The sequence below is a fragment of the Dokdonella sp. genome (genome assembly GCF_035703485.1).
Classification (GTDB): Bacteria; Pseudomonadota; Gammaproteobacteria; order Xanthomonadales; family Rhodanobacteraceae; genus Dokdonella.
This window is the reverse complement of record NZ_DASSYD010000169.1, coordinates 1-19,710: the sequence shown is the minus strand read 5'-3', so window position 1 is coordinate 19,710 and position 19,710 is coordinate 1. Positions and strand designations below refer to the sequence as shown.

Sequence of the window (19,710 nt, the reverse complement as noted above, 5' to 3'; positions counted from 1 at the left end):
GGATCGGAAGCTCCATGATGAATTGGAACAGCTGGAATGAATGAAGCGGTGACAGAAGAGAACATCCAGAATCAAATCGGCAAGCTGGCCAAACTGCGCGAATCAATCGCCGAAGCCATCGTCGGTCAGGATGAGGTCGTCGAACAATTGCTGATCGGCTTGCTCGCCGGTGGCCATTGCCTGCTCGAAGGCGTGCCCGGTCTCGGCAAGACCTTGCTGGTACGTTCACTCGGGCAGGCCTTGCATCTGGAATTCCGGCGTATCCAGTTCACCCCGGATTTGATGCCGAGCGACATTCTCGGCACCGAAATTCTCGAAGAGGATCACGGTACCGGCAAGCGCTATTTCAAGTTCCAGAAGGGCCCGGTGTTCACCAGCTTGTTGCTTGCCGACGAACTCAACCGGACACCGCCGAAGACCCAGGCCGCGCTGCTTGAAGCGATGCAGGAGCATACGATCAGCTACGCCGGAACAACTTACACGCTGCCCGAGCCATTCTTCGTGCTGGCCACGCAGAACCCGCTCGAACAGGCGGGCACCTATCCGCTGCCCGAAGCCCAGCTCGATCGTTTCCTCCTGCATATCCGCGTCGACTATCCGGACGAGGACGAAGAGCGTTCGATTCTTGCCCGGACGACGGGCAGTTCGAGTGGGCAGGTCAGCAAGGTCATGGACGCCGAGGAAGTCATTGCCCTGCAGAAGCTTGTTCGTGAGGTCCATGTCAGCGACGATTTGATGACCTGGATCACGCGTCTCGTTCGCGCCTCGCGGCCGCAGCACAGTGAGATTTCCGAAGTTCGCGAATGGGTACGCTGGGGTGCCGGCCCGCGTGCCGGCCAGTCACTGGTTCTCGCCTCGAAAGCGCGCGCCCTGATTCACGGTCGCCTCGCGGCGACACGCGATGACGTCAAGGCGCTGGCTTCACCCGTTTTGCGCCACCGCTTGTTGCTTTCGTTTGCGGCCGAAGCCGAACGTCGCAGTACTGATGATGTGATCGAGGTGTTGTTACGCTCGGTCGCGTTCCCGGCCTGAGCGATCCGATGTTCGAGCTGACCGACGAACTGCGCGCCAGGCTCAGGGATTTGCGTTTGAGCGCGCGCTCGGCTGCGGGTGGCAATGGTCTTGGCATGCACGCCAGCCGCAGTCGGGGTGCCGGTCTTGAGTTCGCCCAGTATCGTGGCTACGAGCCGGGCGACGAGCCGCGGCGCATCGATTGGAAATTGTATGCGCGTTCGGATCGCTACTTTGTTCGTGAAGCCGAACGCGACAGCCCGTTGACGATCTGGATCGTGATCGATGCCAGCGCCTCGATGGCCCAGGCCGACCAGGCCCGTGCCGACTACAGCAAACTCGATGCGGCCAAGTTGCTCGCCGCCTGCACCATCGAACTGGCCTTGCGCCAGGGTGATCGCTTCGGCCTGATCGGCCTTTCATCGCAGGCGCTACGCTTCGTTGCCGATGCTGCGGGCCCGCGCCAGCGTGACCGCTGCCTGCTCGAGTTGGCCGCGCTCAACAGTGGCGGACTCTTGCCTGATGCGAAAAAGCTGCGACCGCTCTGGGAACGAATCCTGCCAGGCTCGCTGGTGCTCTTGCTCAGTGATTGCTTCGACGATGATCTGGTCGAACTCGCCACGCGCCTCGCCGCCGCCCGCCGTGAAGTGCTGTCGATCCAGTTGATCAGCGCCGAGGAGCGCGATTTCCCGTTCAGGAGTGGGCACCGATTCCGTGATCCGGAAACCGGCGCGGAATTGCGTATCGATGCCAGGTTGGCCCGTGAAGGCTTTATCAAGCGCTTTGAAGCGGCGCGTGCCGAGCTGGCCAAGCGTTTTGCAGCGGCCGGTGTGTTGCACGTCGAGCATGTGCTTGATCGAGCGCTGGATGAGCCGCTGCAAAAGCTGTTTGGCTCATCGCAAACGATGGTGGAACGTCGATGAGCGTCGCCTTGCTGTTTCCGCTCGGACTCATCGCGCTGGCCGGATTGATCGTGCCTTTGCTGATCCACCTGATTCGCCGGCCCGAGCAGCACATTACCGATTTTGCCGCGTTGCGCTGGTTGCGCGAAAGCGTGCGCCCGCGACGGCGATTGCAGTTTGATGATCTTGGCTTGTTGCTGACTCGATTGGCATTGATCGCAATGGTCGCATTGCTGATCGCGCTGCCGATGCTCAAGGGGGATTGGCGCGAGGCACGTCATGTGGTCGCCGTGGATACCGGTGTTGATCTGGTCGCCGCGCGCAAGCAGGTCGATGACGCCAGGGCAGAGTGGTTATGGCTCACCCCGGGTTTTCCAGCGATTGGCGAGACCATCACTGAAACCGATCAGCCGTTGTCGAGTCTCTTGCGCGAGCTGGATGCGAGCCTGCCGGCGAAGGACAGCTTGAGCGTGCTGGTTCCAGCCGAAATCGGCGGTCTCGATGCACAGCGAATAGTGCTCACTCGTGCGATCGATTGGCAGGAGGTTGCCGGGAAGTCGGACGCGACCACCCCGGCTCAGCAAGCGGGCAAGCAAACCATTGCGATTCGCTACGGAGCTGATGATTCGACCGGTCTTCGCTATCTGCGCGCCGCCGTCGGTGTCTGGAATGCGATCGGCTCCCGCCAATGGCAGGTAGATGATCAGCCGCTGGCGACGCCATTGCCAGACAAGACTGACGCCTTGATCTGGCTCGATGCGCCTTTGCCGGATTCGATCAAGCCCTGGATCAGGCATGGCGGGCGGGTGCTGCTTGTTGATGGCGAGGTCGGGCAGGGCCAGCCGGTCTGGCGCAGCGACCAGGCCGACGTTGTTGCCAGTGAGGAACGGCTTGGCCGTGGAGCCGTGATCCACTTGCAGGCAACGTTGACGCCAGAAAGCCTGCCTGGCCTGCTGGATGCCGATTTTCCGCAACGCTTGCAGGCATTGTTCCTGCCTGTCCCACGCCCCCCTGAACGTGCTTTCGCCCGCGAGGTCGAGCCTCTGGTCGTCAATCGTGCCGTGGCGAAATCGCAGACTTCATTGATTGCGCTGATCGGCCTGCTTGCGGCCTTGCTGTTCCTGCTCGAACGCGTTCTCGCTACACGCAGGCAGATCGCATGAGCCATGCCGTGATCGGAACATTGCGCAAGCGGATGATTCGCCGACATGTGGCGAATGTCCTGATCTGGGTCTTGCCACTGATCGCGGCGGTCGCTTTGCTCACTCGATTGGCATCGTTTGACGTAGTTCTTGCAGCGACGTTTCTGGCTCTGGTCGTGCTCGTCTACCGCTTGATCCGGGCGGTACGCTGCGTCGATGACGCGCGTGTCGTGAGAAGGCTGGATGCTTCTTCGCCCGTGTTTGAGGACAGCGCCGATTTGCTGCTGGGTTCCGCTGCGAAACGAACTGCGCTGGAAGATTTGCAGCGACAGCGCTTGCTGGCGAACATCCGCTCGACGGCGCTGCCGGATCTGCGGCCAGCATGGTCATGGCGCGTTCCGTTGCTGCTCGCCGGAATAATGCTTGTTCTGATTCCGCTGGCCGGATTGCTGCCCGGGCCGGCGCTCATTCCGCTGCCGCAGAGCAATGGTTCGGCGCAACCCGAAACGCGAGTGTTGAATACAACGATACGTTCGTCGCTGCTCGATATTGAGGCTCCGGCATATACCGGTCTGGCTGCACGTTCAGAGCCGGTGCTGGAAGCAAAAGTCGCCGCAGGATCGCAGCTTCGCTGGCGACTCGAATTCGATCCACAACCGGTATCGGCCAAGCTGCAGTTCCATGATGGCAGCGAGATTCCGCTCCAGCAGGAGCAGTCCGTCTGGGTCGGCGAAAAGGTCCTGAATGATTCGGCGCTCTATCGCATCGCCATCGACTCCTCGTCACCGCTGCTTGAGGATCGCCTTTATCGACTGGACGCCATCGTCGATCAGCCGCCCGAGATTCATGTACTCCTGCCGGACAAGACCCTGAGCCTGGTCGATGCCGGCCAGCGAACATGGTCATTGGAATTCGAGGTCACCGATGACTACGGCATTGGCGATGCGCGATTGGCGATGACCCTCGCCCAAGGCAGTGGCGAGCAGGTGACGGTGAGTGAGCGCAGTGAGCGCCTGCGCGCAGAAGCGAGTGCGGATCCACGCAGGCAACGTTTTCGTCGACAGCTCGATCCCGCCTCGCTCGGTTTTGCCGCAGGTGACGATCTGATCGTTCGACTCATCGTGTCCGACCAACGCACACCGTCCGCGAACACTTCACGCAGTGCCAGCTACATTCTGCGCTGGCCGCCGGAACGGGCCAGTGACGGCGAGGGGGTCGAAGGCATTGTGCAAAAGGTTCTACCCGCCTATTTCCGCAGTCAGCGTCAGATCATCATCGACTCGGAAGCGCTGATCGAGGAGCACTCCAGACTGGACGACGACCGCTTCCTCGCGCGTTCCGACAAGATCGGCGTCGACCAGAAAATCCTGCGCTTGCGCTATGGTCAGTTTCTCGGCGAAGAGTTTGAATCCGGCGCGGCCGAACGCCATGAGCCGGGTGAGCACGATGACGACAAGGCGACCCAACAGGATGCGCTGACCGAAGATCATGGCCACGAGCCGGAGGGATCGTCGGCATCGACGTTCGGCGAAGTGAGCAATATCCTCGCCGAGTACGGCCACACTCACGATCATGCCGGAGCGGCAACCCTGCTCGATCCGCAGACCAAGAAGATTCTCAAGTCGGCATTGGCCGAAATGTGGCAGGCCGAACTGCATCTGCGTCAGGGCCATCCCGGTAAGGCCTTGCCCTACGAAAATCGCGCACTTGCCTACATCAAGCAAGTCCAGCAATCGACGCGCATTTACCTTTCCCGGGTTGGCCTCGAGCTGCCTCCGGTCGATACCAGTCGACGCCTGACTGGGGAGCGCAAAGGGCTTCGCGATCCGCGCGGTGTGCTTGTCGATTCGGATCGCGATGATCAGAAGATTTCCCATATTTATCAATCGCTTTCAAGCGACTCTTCAGTAGATCTCGAAGCATTCGATGGCTGGTTGCGGGGCGAGGGTGCGAAGCGAGCCGATGCGCTGAATCTGATCGCGGCGGTTGATGCGTTGCGTCGACAGCCGCAATGCAGCGAATGTCGTGAACGCCTGCTCAATCTGCTCTGGCAGGCACTGCCTCCTTCACCCGTGGTAACCCGACTGCGTGACACCCCGGATGCGGCGGGACGCGACTATCTCGATCGAATCAACGACGGAACGCTGCCGTGAATGTGATCGAAGGTTCAATCATTGGGGTACTCGCCCTTGCTGCTCTGCTCGGCGCCTTGCGCGTGTTGCGTGGAACCCGACCTTGGCGCTGGACTCGCGTGCTCGGTCACGGGCTCATGGCTGCCTTGCTCTATCTGCTCATTTTTCCACCCGCAATTGATCTGCCTCGCGAGACGGGAATCATCCTGACGCCGGGAGTTGGGTCACGACAAATCGATGAGCGAAAGCCCGGCGTGCCGACGCTCGCCTTGCCCAGTGTGGAAACCAGCGATCCGACGATCCTTGAAGTGCCTGATCTGGCCACCGGCCTGCGCCAGCATCCCGAGATTGGTGATCTTCGCGTGCTCGGCGATGGCTTGCCCGCGCGGGATCGCGAGGTTGTCGGCGATCGCGGGCTCGTTTTCGAACCGGGCCGGGCCCTGCAAGGGATTGTTGAACTGTCGCAGCCCGATTTCGTGCGCGAAGGGGCGGCCGGAACGGTCCGTGGTCGTGCTGTCGGCAAGGGAGAGCTGCAGCTTCGACTTCGTGATCGAAGTGATCAAACCGTGGCGACGACAACAGCGGATGCAGAGGGTGGTTTCGCTCTTGGCCTCCGGGCAAAAGCGCCCGGTGAGACGCTTTATCGCTTGCAGCTGCTCGATGATCAGGAAAAGGTGATCGAGGAGGTTCCGCTTCCGATTGTTGTTGTCGACGGAGATTCCGTACGAACCCTGATTCTGTCGGGTGGTCCCGATGCGGATCTCAAGTATTTGCGTCGCTGGATAGTCGATTCCGGGAATATCGTTGCCAGCCGCATCGGTCTCAGCCGCGGCATTGACCAGAAACAGAACGCCCCGTCGCTGAGCGCGGAGGTGTTGGCCGAGACCGATCTGCTGATCATCGACCAACGTGCCTGGGCAGGTCTTTCAAGCTCGGCCAAGACTCTGGTCCGCACCGCCGTCGAGCAAGGCCTGGGCCTGCTCTTGCGAGTGACCGGACCACTGCCTGCTGCGGTTGCTTCGGACTGGAAAGGATTGGGATTCGAGATCAAACCTGCCGATGTTTCGCGCTCGGTCGCTCTGGTGAAACCTCTGCCCGACATGACACTGGCACGAGCCCCGGTGGAGATGACGAGCAACGATGTGGTTGCCTATGCGGTTGACGCAGATGGCTCCGTGCTTGTGGCATGGCGCGCCATCGCCCAGGGCCGGGTTGGGGCGTGGCTTCCGCTGGACAGCTACCGGCTGCAGTTGAGCGGCGATTCGATTCGCTATGGTTCACTCTGGAGTGGCATTTTCACGCGCGTTTCGCGTGCCCGTGGCAATCCGCTTCCCGCCTTGCCAGCGCGTCCGCGTGTCGGCGAGCGCAGCGTACTGTGTGAGCTCGAAGCCGGAGCGAGTATCGAGGATCCTGATGCTCGGCGGCATGAATTGCTGATCGATACGACGGCGAATGCTTGCGCCGCTTGGTGGCCAGAACAACCGGGTTGGCATCACCTGGACAATGCCGGTGCGCAGTGGCCGGTTTTCGTCTACCCGGACGAGGCCGGTCGATCCCTTGTCCGGGCTGAGCGCCACCAAGCCACTGCCCAACTGCAGCAAGATGCCCCAAAGCAGACAAGCTATCGCGCGACGTTGCCGCGCTGGAAACTGTTTCTCGCCTGGTTGCTGGTCTGTTCCGTCTTCTGGTGGCTCGAACGACGATAGATGCACAGGCTTCGAGTGGGCCTGATGGAGTCAGTCGCCTTTCTTCGGCGGAATCTGCTTTTTTCTCGCCGCCACATAGCGCGCTGCCAGGATGACCGAAATCCACAGTGCCAGCACAGCCAGCGGCCAGCTGATCACCGCCGGCCAGAGGAAGGCGACGATACTGGTCACACCCAGCGCGATCGCACCCAGACCGAGCGAAACCGATTCCGCCGGACCCAGGACGCGGCGGTTGGAGATCGCGGCACCCATCGAGTTGGCGAGACGCAAGGCACCAGCGGCGGCACGACTGGAACTGCCACCCCGGCCTTTCGTCGCGCCACGGCTGCGTGGCTGCTGGTGACATACCCGCCGACGATCGCCGAGAACAATCTCGGTCGCATTCTCAAGGTCGGTTTCATACTGGCGTTCCAGCTGGTTGGCAAAATCGATGTTTTCGACGGCGATATCGAGTTCGCAGTTGCCGAGCCAACTGGCGACATTGAGGTTGCTTGATCCAACTCGTCCCCAGCGTCCATCGGCGACGGCGGTTTTTGCATGCAGCATCGAGCCGTTCCATTCGAATACGCGGACACCGGCTTCGAGCAATGGACGATAGCCGCCTCTGGACAAGCCGCCGATGGCTGGAATGTCACTGCTGCCGGGAACCAGCAGGCGCACGTCGACACCGTCGCGAGCCGCGGAAGAAAGTGCCTGGACATACGGTGCGATACCAACGAAATAGGCATCGGATAACCACAAGCGTTCGCGCGCCATGGACGCGATCAACTGATCGAGGCGATAGATTCCGGCCCGGTTCGGAACGGTCGCGATGACGCGCAGATCGATCTCGCCGGCAGTCTCGATTTCATTGAAGGCATCAAGGACGTCATCGGCCAGAGCGGTGCCCAGACTCGACCACGTGTCGACGAATGAGGCGGCCAGGTCGCGAACGGCGGGTCCTCGCACGGCGACGCCGGTATCACGCCAGGGTGAGATCTCGCGTGAAGGGTCGCCCAGCCATTTTGCGCTGACACAGAGTCCACCGAGGAATCCGACCGAGGCATCGACCACCAGCAGCTTGCGATGATCACGTGACAGCCAGCCGAAGGGACTGCCGAGGTTCGGCGGGTTGAATGTACGCAATTCGCCACCGGCATCAATCAGGGGTTGCCAGAAGCTGCGCCTGGATTGCCCGAGACAGCCAAGCCAGTCACGAATCACCAGGACGCGGACCCCGTCATTGGCGCGATCAATCAGTGCGGCGCGAAATTCGGCGGTCAATTCATCGTCGTTGAAAATGTAGTTTTCAAAAAGAATGGTCGAGCAGGCGGATCGAATGGCAGCGAGCCAGGCATCAAAGTTCGCCCGGCCATCAATCAGCAGTTCGACATCGTTTCCGGTGATCAGCGGCGCGCCTGCAGCCCGGCTCAACGCCTGCGCAGCGAGCATGCGCATTGAGGTGCTGGACTGATAGGCGAGTGGCGTCGAGGGCAGGGCGGACATTCCGCGAAGTGTAGCGCTACTGAAATGAATGGCGCCGCGACTGGCGGATCAGGATCGAATGCCTTCCTTCGCGATGTAGTGATCGAGAGCGGTGCGAGCGTTTGCGCGGACCTTGCCTTTCAGAAGTGGCGTCCAGCCCAGCAACATGCCGACCGGGCCGAGCGCTTGTCGCGACCAGGCCATGAATGAAAACGTGTCGACTTGTTCGATGATCCGCCCTTCGGCGAAGCGGAAGCGGGAATGGACCTGATTGTGCACGGCGCGACCGCTGGCGGAGAACGAGTACCAGGCTTGCCAGTCGGCGCTGCCGATATCGTTGTTGGCGGACAGATTCGTCGCTTCGACGCGCAAATCGGAGCTGCGCGAACACAGCATGCGCCACATTGCGCCGACTTCTGCGCCTTGCAGATCAAATACCGGGTCCTTGAACGTGGCCTCGGCGTGATAGCAAGCACTCATGCCCGCGCCGTCACGTGCGCTGAATGCCGAATAGAAATTCTGCAGAAGGGTCGCGTTGTTTTCGCTTTGCATGAGGAGTGCGCCGGACCCTTGCGAGTCCGGCGCCGACGGTTCAGTTCAAGGACGCCGGAGCGGCGGCGCCAGTTGATCCTGCTGCCCCCTGGGTGCGACGCTTCTGGTTTTCTTCATCGACGGAAAGCGTGCCGTTGTCGTCGACCTCGTTGCTGACAAACCACGGTGTGCCATCGGGGCGCAGGAACAGTCTGCGCATTTCTTCCAGATTGAATGGCCGCGCACCGATGCGACCGAATACGGCAATCTGGTGACCGGTTTCATCGACGGCTCGATCCCGTTCCAGCCCGCGCGAAAGCGAAAGTGCGGGTTTTTTCGTCGGGTACCAGGAGATCAATTGCGGATTTGGATCCGGTGTGAAGCCGTAGAATTTCGGTTGCAGTTCCGGGGAGGTCAACTGGATCACCTTGAGGCCATTCTTGCCGTCGGCAACATAGGCGAAAAGTGATGCGTTGGTTGTGCCAACGATGACGTCGCGTGCGTCATTGATCTGACCATCGGCATTGAACATCTGAAACAGCTTGGGATGCTCGGGATTGGTCACATTGATGATCGCCAGGCCGTCCGCTCCATCGGCCACGTAGGCAAATGTCCGCGCAACATGCAGCTTGTGTGCATCACGCAACGGAACCGTGGCGCCTGGAACCTCCTTTGCATCTTCAGGCTTGGTGACATCGACAACGTGCAATCCGTCTCCCGCCGTGACAAACAGATAGCGGAACTGGACCTGGCTGGCGCGAGCATCTGCGATCGGAATGGTTTTCATGTAGCGAGGCTTGAGTGGATCATCCAGATCCAGAACCACGATTCCCGCATCGGTTGCGACGTAGAACGTGGTGCCCGCGATGGTCACATGGCGTGCACCGGCAAGTACGCCGTTTCCGTTCCATGTCATTGCGCGAGTCAGGAAATTGTTGCGCGGATCACCATCAGCGAGGGTGTCGATATCGGTGGCGATCAGGCCTTCTTCGGCATCGGTAATGAAGGCGTACTTGTACAGCGGATGCATCGGTTGCTCTTGATTTTTCACGCGCATGAGTTCGCCGGTATTGCGTTCCGGTGCGACGGGTTGGGTGGTCGGCAGAACGATGCAAGTCGCGTTCTTCGACTTGATGGCCGTGTCATGTCCGAGTGGCGAGAACGGCGCGGTGATCAGCTTCTGTGAAAAGCCCTTGTTGGCAATGCTGGCCACGTCGTAGACACGCGATCCCTTTTTGCCTTCGGCGACATACAGGTACTCACCACGCAATTGCAGGCAATTGGCGACCCCTGCCGAGTGTTCTTGTGCCACCTGCAACTGCTGCTTGTTTTCCTGGTGCGTGGCATACCAATCCGGATAGGCGAAGCGTTGCAGATAGCTGCCGATGACGGCTTGTGGTTCATCCCATTCGGTGACCCTGACCGCGCTGATTTCGCCGTCGCCACCGACCCAGGCGTGATAGCCGACGAAATCGATGAACTTGGTCCCGAACAGAAGCAACTGCGCCATGATCGCGTTGTTGTCATTCTTCTTCGAAAGATGACAATCCTCGCAATCCTTGGTCTCGGTTTTGCGTTCGGTGTGCGGGTAGTGCGGCGCGAACGCTTGCGAGCTGTAGCCGGACGAGGAAATCGGCGGCTGCTGGACGTAGATCTTCTCGCGATTGATATTGGTCGACGACAGCACCAATGCCGAGGACGAGCGTACCGGTGCAATCTTGCCGCCCTTGATGCTGCCGTGCTTGCCGAGGAAGAACATCTGGTCACGGGCAACTTGCGGGTTGTAGGTGGCGAAATTACGCGTCTCGCCGCCCTCGTACTTGTGCCGCTCGGTTTTCCAGTTGGCCTGGATGGGCAGGTGGCAGCCACCGCAACTTGTCGTCCACGAGGTGTGACAGGCATAGCAGAGCATCTTGTCTTCGCTGTGCGCACGCTGATCCTTCGGCACATCGGCGCCCCAGCGCAACTGGTCGGTATCCATGGACATCGTGTGTGCGCGCGTGGCTTTTTCGTTGTAGGTGCCGGAGATCGGGTCGGCAGTTTCCTTGACCAGACTCATGGTCCATTCCAGATCCGGTGTTACCGCCGAGCGCTGGATCAGCTTGTCACCCATCCATTCAAAGCGCTTCTTGCCGTCGGCATTGCGGATCAACAGCAGATCCGTGCCGAACTTGGATGCTGAAGGTCCCGAAGTTTTCAGCGTCGGCAGGGTATCTGCGGTGCCATGGCAATCCTGACACTGGATTTCCACTGCGCCCATGACCTCGGCCTTGAGGTAACCATTGCCGTGGTTGTCCTGGGCAAAATGGCAATCAACGCACTGCATGCCGACATCAACGTGGATTGAAGACAGATGCACGCCCTTCTTCCACTTGTCCGGATCGTCGTCGGCGATCCTGGTGCCGACCTTGTCGAGGAGATTGCCCTTGCGATCGCGCTTGTACACGGCGCGGAAGTTCCAGCCGTGGCCGTGATAATCGGCGAATTGGGTATCTTTCAGCTGTGGATTGAGCAGTGAAACATCCTTTGAAAAATCCGGGTCTCCCCATTTGCCGCGGATGGCTGCTTCTTCGGGATTGCGCTCGAGAATCTTGTGCATTTTTTCCGCGTCCGGGTATTGCTGCTCCTTGGGCCACATCGAGGCAGCGTCGGACTCGTAATCCCACATGGTGTAACCGAGCATCGAGTTGATGAACATGTTCGGTTGATGCATGTGGCAAATCATGCACTGACTGGTCGGGATCTGGCGCGTGAACTCATGTTTGAGCGGATGCCCAGACTCACCTTTCGGAATGGTCGGATCGACCTGCTGACTGGTTCCGGTATTGCCGAATTTCGCATAGATCGCCGAATGGCGAGGGTCACGATCATTGGCATATACGACGTGGCAGGAACTGCAGCCGGATGAGCGGTAGTCGCCGGGATTGTCATTGGTACCCATCATCCACAGGAATGGATCGTTGAGACGGGTCTTGGTGATGTTGAGAATCGGTATCGAGACACGGCTGCCGGTGCCAGGTCCGCGATTGGATTGCTTGATGTCGGGGCGACCCGGCTCTTCAAGACGCTGGATCTGGCCGGCTTCATTGGGCAGTCCGATTTCCGGAAACAGGTTGTTGATGTTGCGTCCACCGCGCTCGAAGACGCGGAAGATGTCGCCTTCGGGGGTGGTTTCCCAGCTTGGCAGCGGGCTGATCTTCGGCAGAATGCCGTGGGCATCCATGTTGGCGTCGTTGGGTATTCCATTGCTGACGCTAGCGGGGTTGCCGTCACGATCGTAGGCTTCGCCAAGAATCGAGTGCTTGGCCGGCAGGATGCCGTTGTTGTACGCGCCTGCGCCCCAGAACATTGCCGAGTTGGCCATCAAGCTTTTCTCGCTGGCCTGGATTACCGGCAGGTGGCAGGCGCCGCAAGCTTCGCGGGCGATACGCAGGTCGCCGGGGTTGACGAAACGCACGAATTCCGGTGATTCCTTGAGCAGCCAGGTGTAGCTGCGCTTCGGGTTCGCGCTGGAGGGCCATTTGTCGGGGAACCGGGGCAACACGTGGGCGCGGTCGATGGCCTCCTGGTACGCCGGCTCGAAGCGAGCCGTGGTGCCATGGCCGTGATCGCTGTCATCGCCGTGCGCGGCGTCATGGCCGCCAACTCGTTGCGCAGAAACGCCCTGTGGTGCGTTGACCGTCGAATCACCACCGTGGCAATCGGTACAGCCAAGCACGACGGCAGGATTCGCGTGCATGGTCTTGCGATCGGATTCCAGATGGCACGAAATGCAACCTTGCGATTTGGCGTCAGCCTGAACCTCGGTCTGAAACGCGGGCGCGTTCGGCGCGGTGACGTATTCACGTTCAACCGCGACTTCCTCGCTTGCATAGGCGAACGAGCCGCAAACCATGGCGAAGAGAGCAAAGGCGAATACGCATTTATGCGCTGACGTCCTGGTATTCGAGCGACTGCAAGCTGTAAGCGATGATCTGTTCATTTCAGGGTTGCTTTGGGTCGGCATCGGCTTTCTCATGACATGCGCCTCAATAAGTCAGCACGATATTGCCCAGTACCGAGTAGTAGGTACTGTGCTGGTCACCGTAAAGATCCTTGAACCCGCTACCCGGCAGAAGCGCAGCGGCGGAAAGACGGACGATAATGTTCTGGGTGAAATGTGGACGATAGATCCAGGAGACCGACGCGTCGGTACCAATATGACGGCCAATATCACCCTGATTGCGTGCTGTTTCGAGGACGGCGGTGTTGTCGAACCACAATGCGTTGAGATTGGCGGCGACCCGACTGGCCGGGGTCAGGTCGAAGTCGGCACCCATGCCAATCAAGCGCAGGCCGGGGTTGTCGAAATTCGACTGGCCGTTTTCCTTTGATGAGCGCAGATTGTTCAGCAAGCCATTGCGCTGTGCCAGGGCGACTCCGCCGCCACCAATGAGCGGAACGTTCTGGCGTATCCAATAGCTCGTATCGGCACCGGCAAATATCGGATTCTCGAAAATCGCGTCATAACCTGTTGAGCGGTCATCGTAGGGATCGTCATCGCCGCTGGCATAGGCGAGAGACGCGCGCAGACGTATCCAGCTGTAGTCAATCGAAGCCTCCGCAGCAGCGAAGCCGGCCCGGATGTCGGTGCCCTTGCGAACGAATACGCCCGGGGTCTGCTTGCCGAAGGCGTAATAGGCGGATGCGGTCAGGTTGATCCGGCCGATATGGCCATCCGCGTTGTAGCCGAAGTAGCCGACGTCATAGGTGCGGGGTATCTCGAGACCGAGTGACGACGGTCGCTGGATAAAACCGTTGGAATCGTAGAAGGCGCTATCTTCACGGTTGCGGTTGTAAGCCGCCGTGATTTGCGAGGTAAATCCTACGAACGGGAAATCCTGACGGTACAGGTTGGCAATGAAGACATCATCTTTGCGCGGCGACTTGGTGACATCATTGAGGCCGGAATTGATGTCCTTGTCGAGACGACGGAACCAGGCAAAGTTGTATTGCCAAAAGTTGTTGTCGCGATTGCCGAACAGGCGGATTCCCAGCTGACTGTCCTGAAACAGGAAGCCGCGAAAATCGCTGTTGAATGGCTGGATACCGACCCGGATGGAGTCGAAATCGTAGCGCGAAGATACGTTGCGCAGGTGTTTGTCGACGAACAGTTCCTGCACGCCAATGAAGCCGTCATCCCGAATTTTTCCGAGATCAGGATTGACCTGCAACGCGCGAGGCTCTTGTGTCTGGACGCGGTTGTAGTTGAACGCGAGCAGGGTCTTGAACTCGAGATCCGGCGGCTTGAATGTGGTGTCGCCGATATAGTAGTCGGCACCGAAAATGAAGGTCTGTGCAAGGATCAGCTGATTGGTCCTGCCAAGCACGTCGAGATCACCGCTGCCGCCCGTGCCTTGTGGGCCTACCGGAGTCGGGATCGAGCGTGGCTCGATGATGGTGTCGGAGATTGCCAGCAGACTGAGGAAGTGGTCGTTGCCACGAATCGGCTTGTCGCCTTTGAGAACATTCTGGTTGTAGGGATCGAGCAGCGAATGCTTGAAACCAAGCGACTCCATGATGCGCCAACGATCGGGTACCGGCAGGAATTCGCCAGCTTGATCCACCGGTGCGGGATTGACCGCGTCGGGGTTCTGCTCGACGAACATCGGTAGCGGCTCTGGTGGATGTCCTGGCCGCCGGCGTGGAATCTGCGACTGGTAAGGATCATAGGTTACGGCAGGCAGGATGCCGAGAAATTCGAGCAGGTTCGGAGTTGCCGTGCTGGTCGATTGAGCGTTGGCGCTACCGTTGCAAAGCAGGGTTGCGCAGATCGCGACGCTCAGGGACAAAACAGGTCGATGGACTCGGCGCGACTTGATCAGCGTTGTCTTGATGGCCATATCACTTGCCCTCGCAGACGTTGTCGTCGTTTGAACCGATGAAGGGAGACTGCGGGCACTGGATATAGCGCAGATGCGCGCCGCTTGGCGCCAGGTTGTCAGCACGCATTGGAGGAGGTGCATTGCCGAGAGTGCCGAGAATCTGGCCGGCGTTGTGCACGCCGAGAAAGCTGATCATGTCGTCTTGTTCAACGCCATCACCGGACACGCCAACTCCGCCGACCAGAGTCGTGCCGCGATAGATCGGTACGCTGCCGGGAAAAATCTGGATGCCATTGGCAATGCGCGGAATGCCGGTACAGGTGCGGGGCAGGTCGGTCGGCAACATTGGCAAAGGCGTACCCGCAAGAGAAACACTCAATCCCGCTTGTTGCAGGTAGGCGGCCAGGGTCAGGGCAACCGAGTTGTAGACAAGATCAAGTTGCTGGCCAACCTGAAATGGACTCCACTGAGCCACCGGATAGCTGAATGGGCCGGGTGGTGTGCCGTCGACACCATCGGGATAGTAGGGGCGAGCCATGTTGCCGCCAGCGCGGTCGGTAAATGCGATCGCGCCATCGCCGAGAACCGTCGGCAAACCGAGGAAGGTACGCAGCCGGGCCAGCGTATCGGAAAACAGACTTGTTGCGACAACCTCAAGTGCGACGGTGCCTGCACTGAGATCGACCGTATCCGACAGATAGTTCGCAGCCGCCGGCGTCATCAATGCGGTCGGTGCTGGTGCCCCAAGCAGATCCCCGGCGGCATACGCGCCGGAATTGAACATGGCGGTACGCGCTTTCTGCAGCGAGACGTCGGTGCCGAAAATCGGCGCGTCGCGGGTACGCGCAATGGCCAGCGCTACGCCATTGGTATCGACTACCGAAACGCTGACTCTGGCGGGTGTCGACAGCGGGCGACGAATCTGCGCCCGTGCACGGTTTGCAACCTTGAGAGCTTCCTCGACAATGACGCGAACCTCGTCCTCAGTCAGTGCGTCGGCGCCGTCTGTTCCAGCCCGCGGCGCGAAGCGGTTATTGCCTGATCCGTCGTCAACGACAAATGCATCGAGTCCGCTGTAGTTCGTATCGGCCGCGCGGATTCCGGACTCAATCTGGCCGAAAGCCGTGCCGGTGAGGATCCCGCCAGCACTTGCATAGTAGCCAGGGACATTGATCAGTCCGCCGCTGGCCGGTGTCAGACTGCTGTAGGCGGGAGCGGCGGCAGGATCGAGCGCGAGCCGACTGAACTCCACATCGGTATAGCGGAAAGTCTTGCCCTCGATGGTGATGACGTCGCCACGCCGGTCCACCGGTGCACCGAAGCCGAATGTTCCCGCCCAGGCAATGTATTCGTCGATATTGCGATCGAGATCATTGATGTCCGGATCCAGAGAGTAGTCATCGTCGGCAGCAACACCAATGCCGCCGACCGGGACTCCGTTCTTGTACAGCGGAAACCCGCCGGGATCGGCTGAAAGTCCCAAAGGAGAGCGATGCGGGCCTGGCCCGGTACCCACGCCACTGACGCTGTCTGCCAGTTGCCGGGAAAAATCCGAACAAGGCAATTGCGAGAACTGGACACCAAACAACGGGCCGCTAGGCGCATTGCGCTCGCCCGGATTCAAGTGCTCCTGGACGATCTGGCTTGCCGTACGGGTCGAGAACGCATTGCCCTCGCTGGAAAGATAGGCGCCGGTCACAGCCTTGGATACGGCTGCCAACTCGCTCGGCACGATCAGCCCTTCAAGCCCGCCGACGACACCGCGATTGGTGCCAATTCGTACGAGAGGGTTGGCACCATTCATGCGGTAGACGGCAAGCACGTTGCCGACTCGATCAACGACAGCAATGGTCGCCGGAAGATTCTGAGCAGAGGCTTCATTGACCGCCTGCGCAATGATCTTGCCAATGTCGCCCGTGCTGAGAAACGAAGTCGCATCCGCACACGAGCCTGTACATCCGCTATCGGAGCTCTCCGGCGGCGGGCTGGCCGGTGGTGACGTGCCGGTCTGGCTCGTGGAATTACTGCCCCCACCGCAACCGACAAGCAACACAGCGCCAATCAAATATTGGCCAAATCTGGCAATCCCCATTGAGCCTCCCGTCGCCTGCCAAAATTACGCACGCGTATCCCCTAATCGATGATAGCCCAGTCAACTTGTTGCGCCAACCTTGCTGCTATCGCCCGGACATCGAATCTGTTGCTGGCGAAGCGGCTTTGTCCAGGGTTAGAAACGCTGAACTATGGTAGTCGTGACACGCGATGCACGTGCTGGCGACCTTGCCGCTTTGATGCGGACCGGCATGGCATTCGCGACAATTTTCAATGCCCGGAATCAGCAGATCGTTGGAAGCTTCGGATTTCGGGGCCCCGCCATGACAATCCTCACATGCACTGGTCTGGTGCTTGGCATGATTGAAATTTGCTTTGGTATACCAGGTGCCTGAAACTCGCACGGGTGCCACTTGCCAGGTGTCTTTGCCGGCAGGTGGAGGACTCACGCTATGACAGGTGACGCAAGCCTTTCCGGTGAACAGGGTTTTCGCTGCTTGCGCCGAACGATCGCGCGCCCAGGCCAATGCCTCGATCTGCTCCTGACGAGAGAGTGGCGGTGAGCCCGGGCGCCGTCGCTGCTGGACGATGGTAGGCGCGCGCGCATCCGCATAGCCTCCTTCAAGTGCGCGCTTTGCATAGAACTCGTTGAGCGTATAGGTCACCGCTTCGGCATTTGCATGCGGCACTTCGCGTTCGGGAGCGAGCGTATCGAAACCGAGTGTGTGGCATTCATGGCACATGCTCTCGAAGGCTATCGGCTTCATCCCCGCACCGCCGGCATCCGGCTGATGGCAGTTGGCGCATGTCAGGTACTTACGACCATCGGGTGTATTCAGACCCTTGGGGTCGAGATGTTTTTCGTGGTTGAACTTGAGGCCGGAATTCTCCTTCAGCCCGCTCGACCAGAGCATGGATTTCGGTGTGAAACGGTTGTCAGCACTCCAGCCCGGCAGATTCACATGAAACTGTGGGTGCTTCGTACCGAAATCTGACACGTCGACAATCTGGCTGGCACCCTTGGTCAGCTCCTTGAGATCCGCATGGCAATCGGAGCACAAGCGTTGATCGGTATTGATCATGCCACGCTTGCCGTTGTGATCCTGATGGCAAGTGCCACAACGTGTATCGCCGAGCGCGGCGATATTGAATTTTGCCGGATCGGCATGAGCCTTGGTTTTCGTGTGGCACGAGCTGCAGGCGTTGTCGCGCACCCTCAGAAACGCGTGTTGATGACAGCGTGTGCAGTCGTTTGCAAAAAATTGATGGGCAGAGTCGAGTTCTCCGGGATTCCAGAACGCAGTACTTGGCAATGGTGAGTAACGAAGAACCTTGTTCAAGCCGGGAACGACGTGGGTTGCCGCTGGTAGCAGCAGGCCGAAAGCGAGAACCAGAATGAAGCCGAGCCAGGATGGCCAGCGCTTGCTGATCCACGTCTGCGAAAGGCTGGTTGGCATTTTGCGTTTCGAGACAATCGCAGCTTGCTCGGACTTGTCGATCGTTGAGACTTCAACCGCAGCGTCGAAATCTCCGCTGATATCGAGCAGGGTCAGGCGGGTCGAGCCCAATTCAATGACCGCGCCAGTGCCTACCGTGATCGAGTAGGTGATCTCACCGTTGACGCGAATGCCCGCGACAATGAGTGACTCGATGCGATATTTGCCTTTGCCGATCGAACTGATGCTGGCGTGATTCAGTGCGGCACGAAGATCGGGCAGAAAAATGGCCTGGTCGGCCGCGCGTCCGATGGTCAGGATTTCGCCGAAGTGGATATCGTCCTCGTAAGAGATCGAACTCGAACTTTTCTTGAGGACGCGACGAATCAGCCAACGCATCGGATAGTCCCCTCATGTTTTCTTGCTGGTACGTCAGGCGTCATTGGACGGTATGTTTCCTACCAGTAGAAAAATACGGAAATGATGTGTCCGATCAAGGCGGCAAGCAGAGTCACCGACAGTGGGACATGAATATAGAGCCAGATTTCCATGATGGCCTGATACTGGATATCCCTGGCCACTCGAGAAGCGAGACTCCGCTTGCGCGAAAGCATGTCGATCAGTTTGCGCAGCGCTTCGGATTGCTTGTCATCGGCCTGGCCGGCAAGGAAGTCGACCATCACCAGCATCGTTTGCCCCGCTTGCATGTTTGCTGGCGGTGGGGCTCCCATCTGCGTTTCCCGCTGTTCAATCGCTGATCGCACCTTCGAGATGGCAATGTCGGAGCCATCACGCGCGCGAAGCTGATTCCACACACCTCCACCGAGTCTTGTGTTTTCGATTGAGCGAAGTACGACACCATGAATCTCGGGAGCAATGCCGTCGGCGAGTGACAGTGCGTTCTGATCGATTTCGAGAATTTCCTCGAGCATCGCGTCACGTGTCGCGCTCTCGCGATTTCGCGTCATCAGGGTTGGGTAGCGCAGGTAAGCGTAGACGCCGAAGAATCCGCTGAAGATGACCAGCAGCATCAGAACGAGGGTCAGCGTATGCAGATTCCAGCCAAACTGGAATCCGCAGTGGAGCAGGGCAATCAGGATCAATGCCGTGCCGAGGTAGACGTGCGCGGACAGCCAGCCCAGGGTCGTGCCCATGGTTGTCGAGTAGCTGCGTTTGCGAATGCCGAACAGCATCAGCCAGACAATCAACAATGCGGCGACGGTTCCCAGGGTATAGCCGAGCCAGGTTCCTCCATTGGGAGCAATTCCCGGGTCATGCCATATATACAGAACAAGCGAAACCACACAGAGCGCCAGCGAAATCCAGAGATATCGCGATTTGGCATGAGTTAGCAGGGAATCATGCACGGCACGTTCCACCTGAATTGAATACGCGCCGGGCACCGAATGTCGCTCTCTTTCGCATGACTACGCGTGGCGCGAGGTTGGAGACTCCCGCCTGGACAGTGTC

The 19,710-nt window shown here is 59.4% G+C and carries 12 protein-coding genes; 5 read left to right on the top strand and 7 right to left on the bottom strand.

Features of this window, described 5'->3' with window-relative positions:
- Positions 1–36: 36 nt before the first annotated feature.
- Genes VFN25_RS13130 through VFN25_RS13110 form a run of 5 tightly spaced genes read left to right on the top strand, consistent with a single transcriptional unit; the run spans position 37 to position 6,893 of the window.
- Positions 37–1,032, top strand: a complete 996-nt coding sequence (locus VFN25_RS13130; protein ID WP_325142627.1) for a MoxR family ATPase — start codon at positions 37–39, stop codon at positions 1,030–1,032.
- Positions 1,033–1,040: 8 nt separating this feature from the next.
- Positions 1,041–1,934 carry a DUF58 domain-containing protein gene (locus VFN25_RS13125; protein WP_325142625.1) on the top strand — a complete coding sequence of 298 codons (894 nt, stop codon included), beginning with the start codon at positions 1,041–1,043 and terminating at the stop codon, positions 1,932–1,934.
- Positions 1,931–3,076, top strand: coding sequence for a BatA domain-containing protein (locus VFN25_RS13120; RefSeq protein WP_325142623.1), 1,146 nt, complete (start codon positions 1,931–1,933; stop codon positions 3,074–3,076). Before VFN25_RS13125 ends, VFN25_RS13120 begins: the two co-directional genes overlap by 4 nt.
- Positions 3,073–5,208 carry a DUF4175 family protein gene (locus VFN25_RS13115; RefSeq protein ID WP_325142621.1) on the top strand — a complete coding sequence of 712 codons (2,136 nt, stop codon included), beginning with the start codon at positions 3,073–3,075 and terminating at the stop codon, positions 5,206–5,208. Before VFN25_RS13120 ends, VFN25_RS13115 begins: the two co-directional genes overlap by 4 nt.
- Positions 5,205–6,893, top strand: coding sequence for a hypothetical protein (locus VFN25_RS13110; protein WP_325142619.1), 1,689 nt, complete (start codon positions 5,205–5,207; stop codon positions 6,891–6,893). Before VFN25_RS13115 ends, VFN25_RS13110 begins: the two co-directional genes overlap by 4 nt.
- A 30-nt stretch (positions 6,894–6,923) precedes the next feature.
- Here VFN25_RS13110 and VFN25_RS13105 read toward each other — a convergent pair whose 3' ends face one another.
- The 7 genes from VFN25_RS13105 to VFN25_RS13075 form a co-directional block, all read right to left on the bottom strand.
- On the bottom strand, positions 6,924–8,378 hold the full coding sequence (locus VFN25_RS13105) for a phospholipase D-like domain-containing protein (RefSeq protein ID WP_325142617.1): 1,455 nt from the start codon (positions 8,376–8,378) through the stop codon (positions 6,924–6,926).
- 48 nt (positions 8,379–8,426) lie between these two features.
- A complete protein-coding gene (locus VFN25_RS13100; protein ID WP_325142615.1) occupies positions 8,427–8,909 on the bottom strand; it encodes a nuclear transport factor 2 family protein in 483 nt (160 codons plus the stop codon).
- A gap of 40 nt (positions 8,910–8,949) precedes the next feature.
- A complete protein-coding gene (locus VFN25_RS13095) occupies positions 8,950–12,870 on the bottom strand; it encodes a multiheme c-type cytochrome (RefSeq protein WP_325142613.1) in 3,921 nt (1,306 codons plus the stop codon).
- 46 nt (positions 12,871–12,916) lie between these two features.
- Positions 12,917–14,770 carry a hypothetical protein gene (locus VFN25_RS13090; protein WP_325142611.1) on the bottom strand — a complete coding sequence of 618 codons (1,854 nt, stop codon included), beginning with the start codon at positions 14,768–14,770 and terminating at the stop codon, positions 12,917–12,919.
- Position 14,771: 1 nt separating this feature from the next.
- Positions 14,772–16,844 (bottom strand): GlcG/HbpS family heme-binding protein, encoded by a 2,073-nt coding sequence (locus VFN25_RS13085; RefSeq protein WP_325142609.1) that lies wholly within the window; start codon positions 16,842–16,844, stop codon positions 14,772–14,774.
- A gap of 85 nt (positions 16,845–16,929) precedes the next feature.
- Positions 16,930–18,639 carry an FHA domain-containing protein gene (locus VFN25_RS13080; RefSeq protein WP_325142607.1) on the bottom strand — a complete coding sequence of 570 codons (1,710 nt, stop codon included), beginning with the start codon at positions 18,637–18,639 and terminating at the stop codon, positions 16,930–16,932.
- A 59-nt stretch (positions 18,640–18,698) separates the two neighbouring features.
- Positions 18,699–19,607, bottom strand: coding sequence for a hypothetical protein (locus VFN25_RS13075; RefSeq protein ID WP_325142606.1), 909 nt, complete (start codon positions 19,605–19,607; stop codon positions 18,699–18,701).
- Positions 19,608–19,710 lie beyond the last annotated feature (103 nt).

Excerpts from the sequence above, each read along its gene's own strand:
- VFN25_RS13105 (WP_325142617.1), bottom strand. The coding sequence starts at position 8,378 with ATGTCCGCCCTGCCCTCGACGCCACTCGCCTATCAGTCCAGCACCTCA.
- VFN25_RS13080 (WP_325142607.1), bottom strand. The coding sequence starts at position 18,639 with ATGCGTTGGCTGATTCGTCGCGTCCTCAAGAAAAGTTCGAGTTCGATC.
- VFN25_RS13130 (WP_325142627.1), top strand. The coding sequence starts at position 37 with ATGAATGAAGCGGTGACAGAAGAGAACATCCAGAATCAAATCGGCAAG.
- VFN25_RS13125 (WP_325142625.1), top strand. The coding sequence starts at position 1,041 with ATGTTCGAGCTGACCGACGAACTGCGCGCCAGGCTCAGGGATTTGCGT.
- VFN25_RS13100 (WP_325142615.1), bottom strand. The coding sequence starts at position 8,909 with ATGCAAAGCGAAAACAACGCGACCCTTCTGCAGAATTTCTATTCGGCA.
- VFN25_RS13115 (WP_325142621.1), top strand. The coding sequence starts at position 3,073 with ATGAGCCATGCCGTGATCGGAACATTGCGCAAGCGGATGATTCGCCGA.
- VFN25_RS13085 (WP_325142609.1), bottom strand. The coding sequence starts at position 16,844 with ATGGGGATTGCCAGATTTGGCCAATATTTGATTGGCGCTGTGTTGCTT.
- VFN25_RS13120 (WP_325142623.1), top strand. The coding sequence starts at position 1,931 with ATGAGCGTCGCCTTGCTGTTTCCGCTCGGACTCATCGCGCTGGCCGGA.
- VFN25_RS13095 (WP_325142613.1), bottom strand. The coding sequence starts at position 12,870 with ATGAACAGATCATCGCTTACAGCTTGCAGTCGCTCGAATACCAGGACG.
- VFN25_RS13090 (WP_325142611.1), bottom strand. The coding sequence starts at position 14,770 with ATGGCCATCAAGACAACGCTGATCAAGTCGCGCCGAGTCCATCGACCT.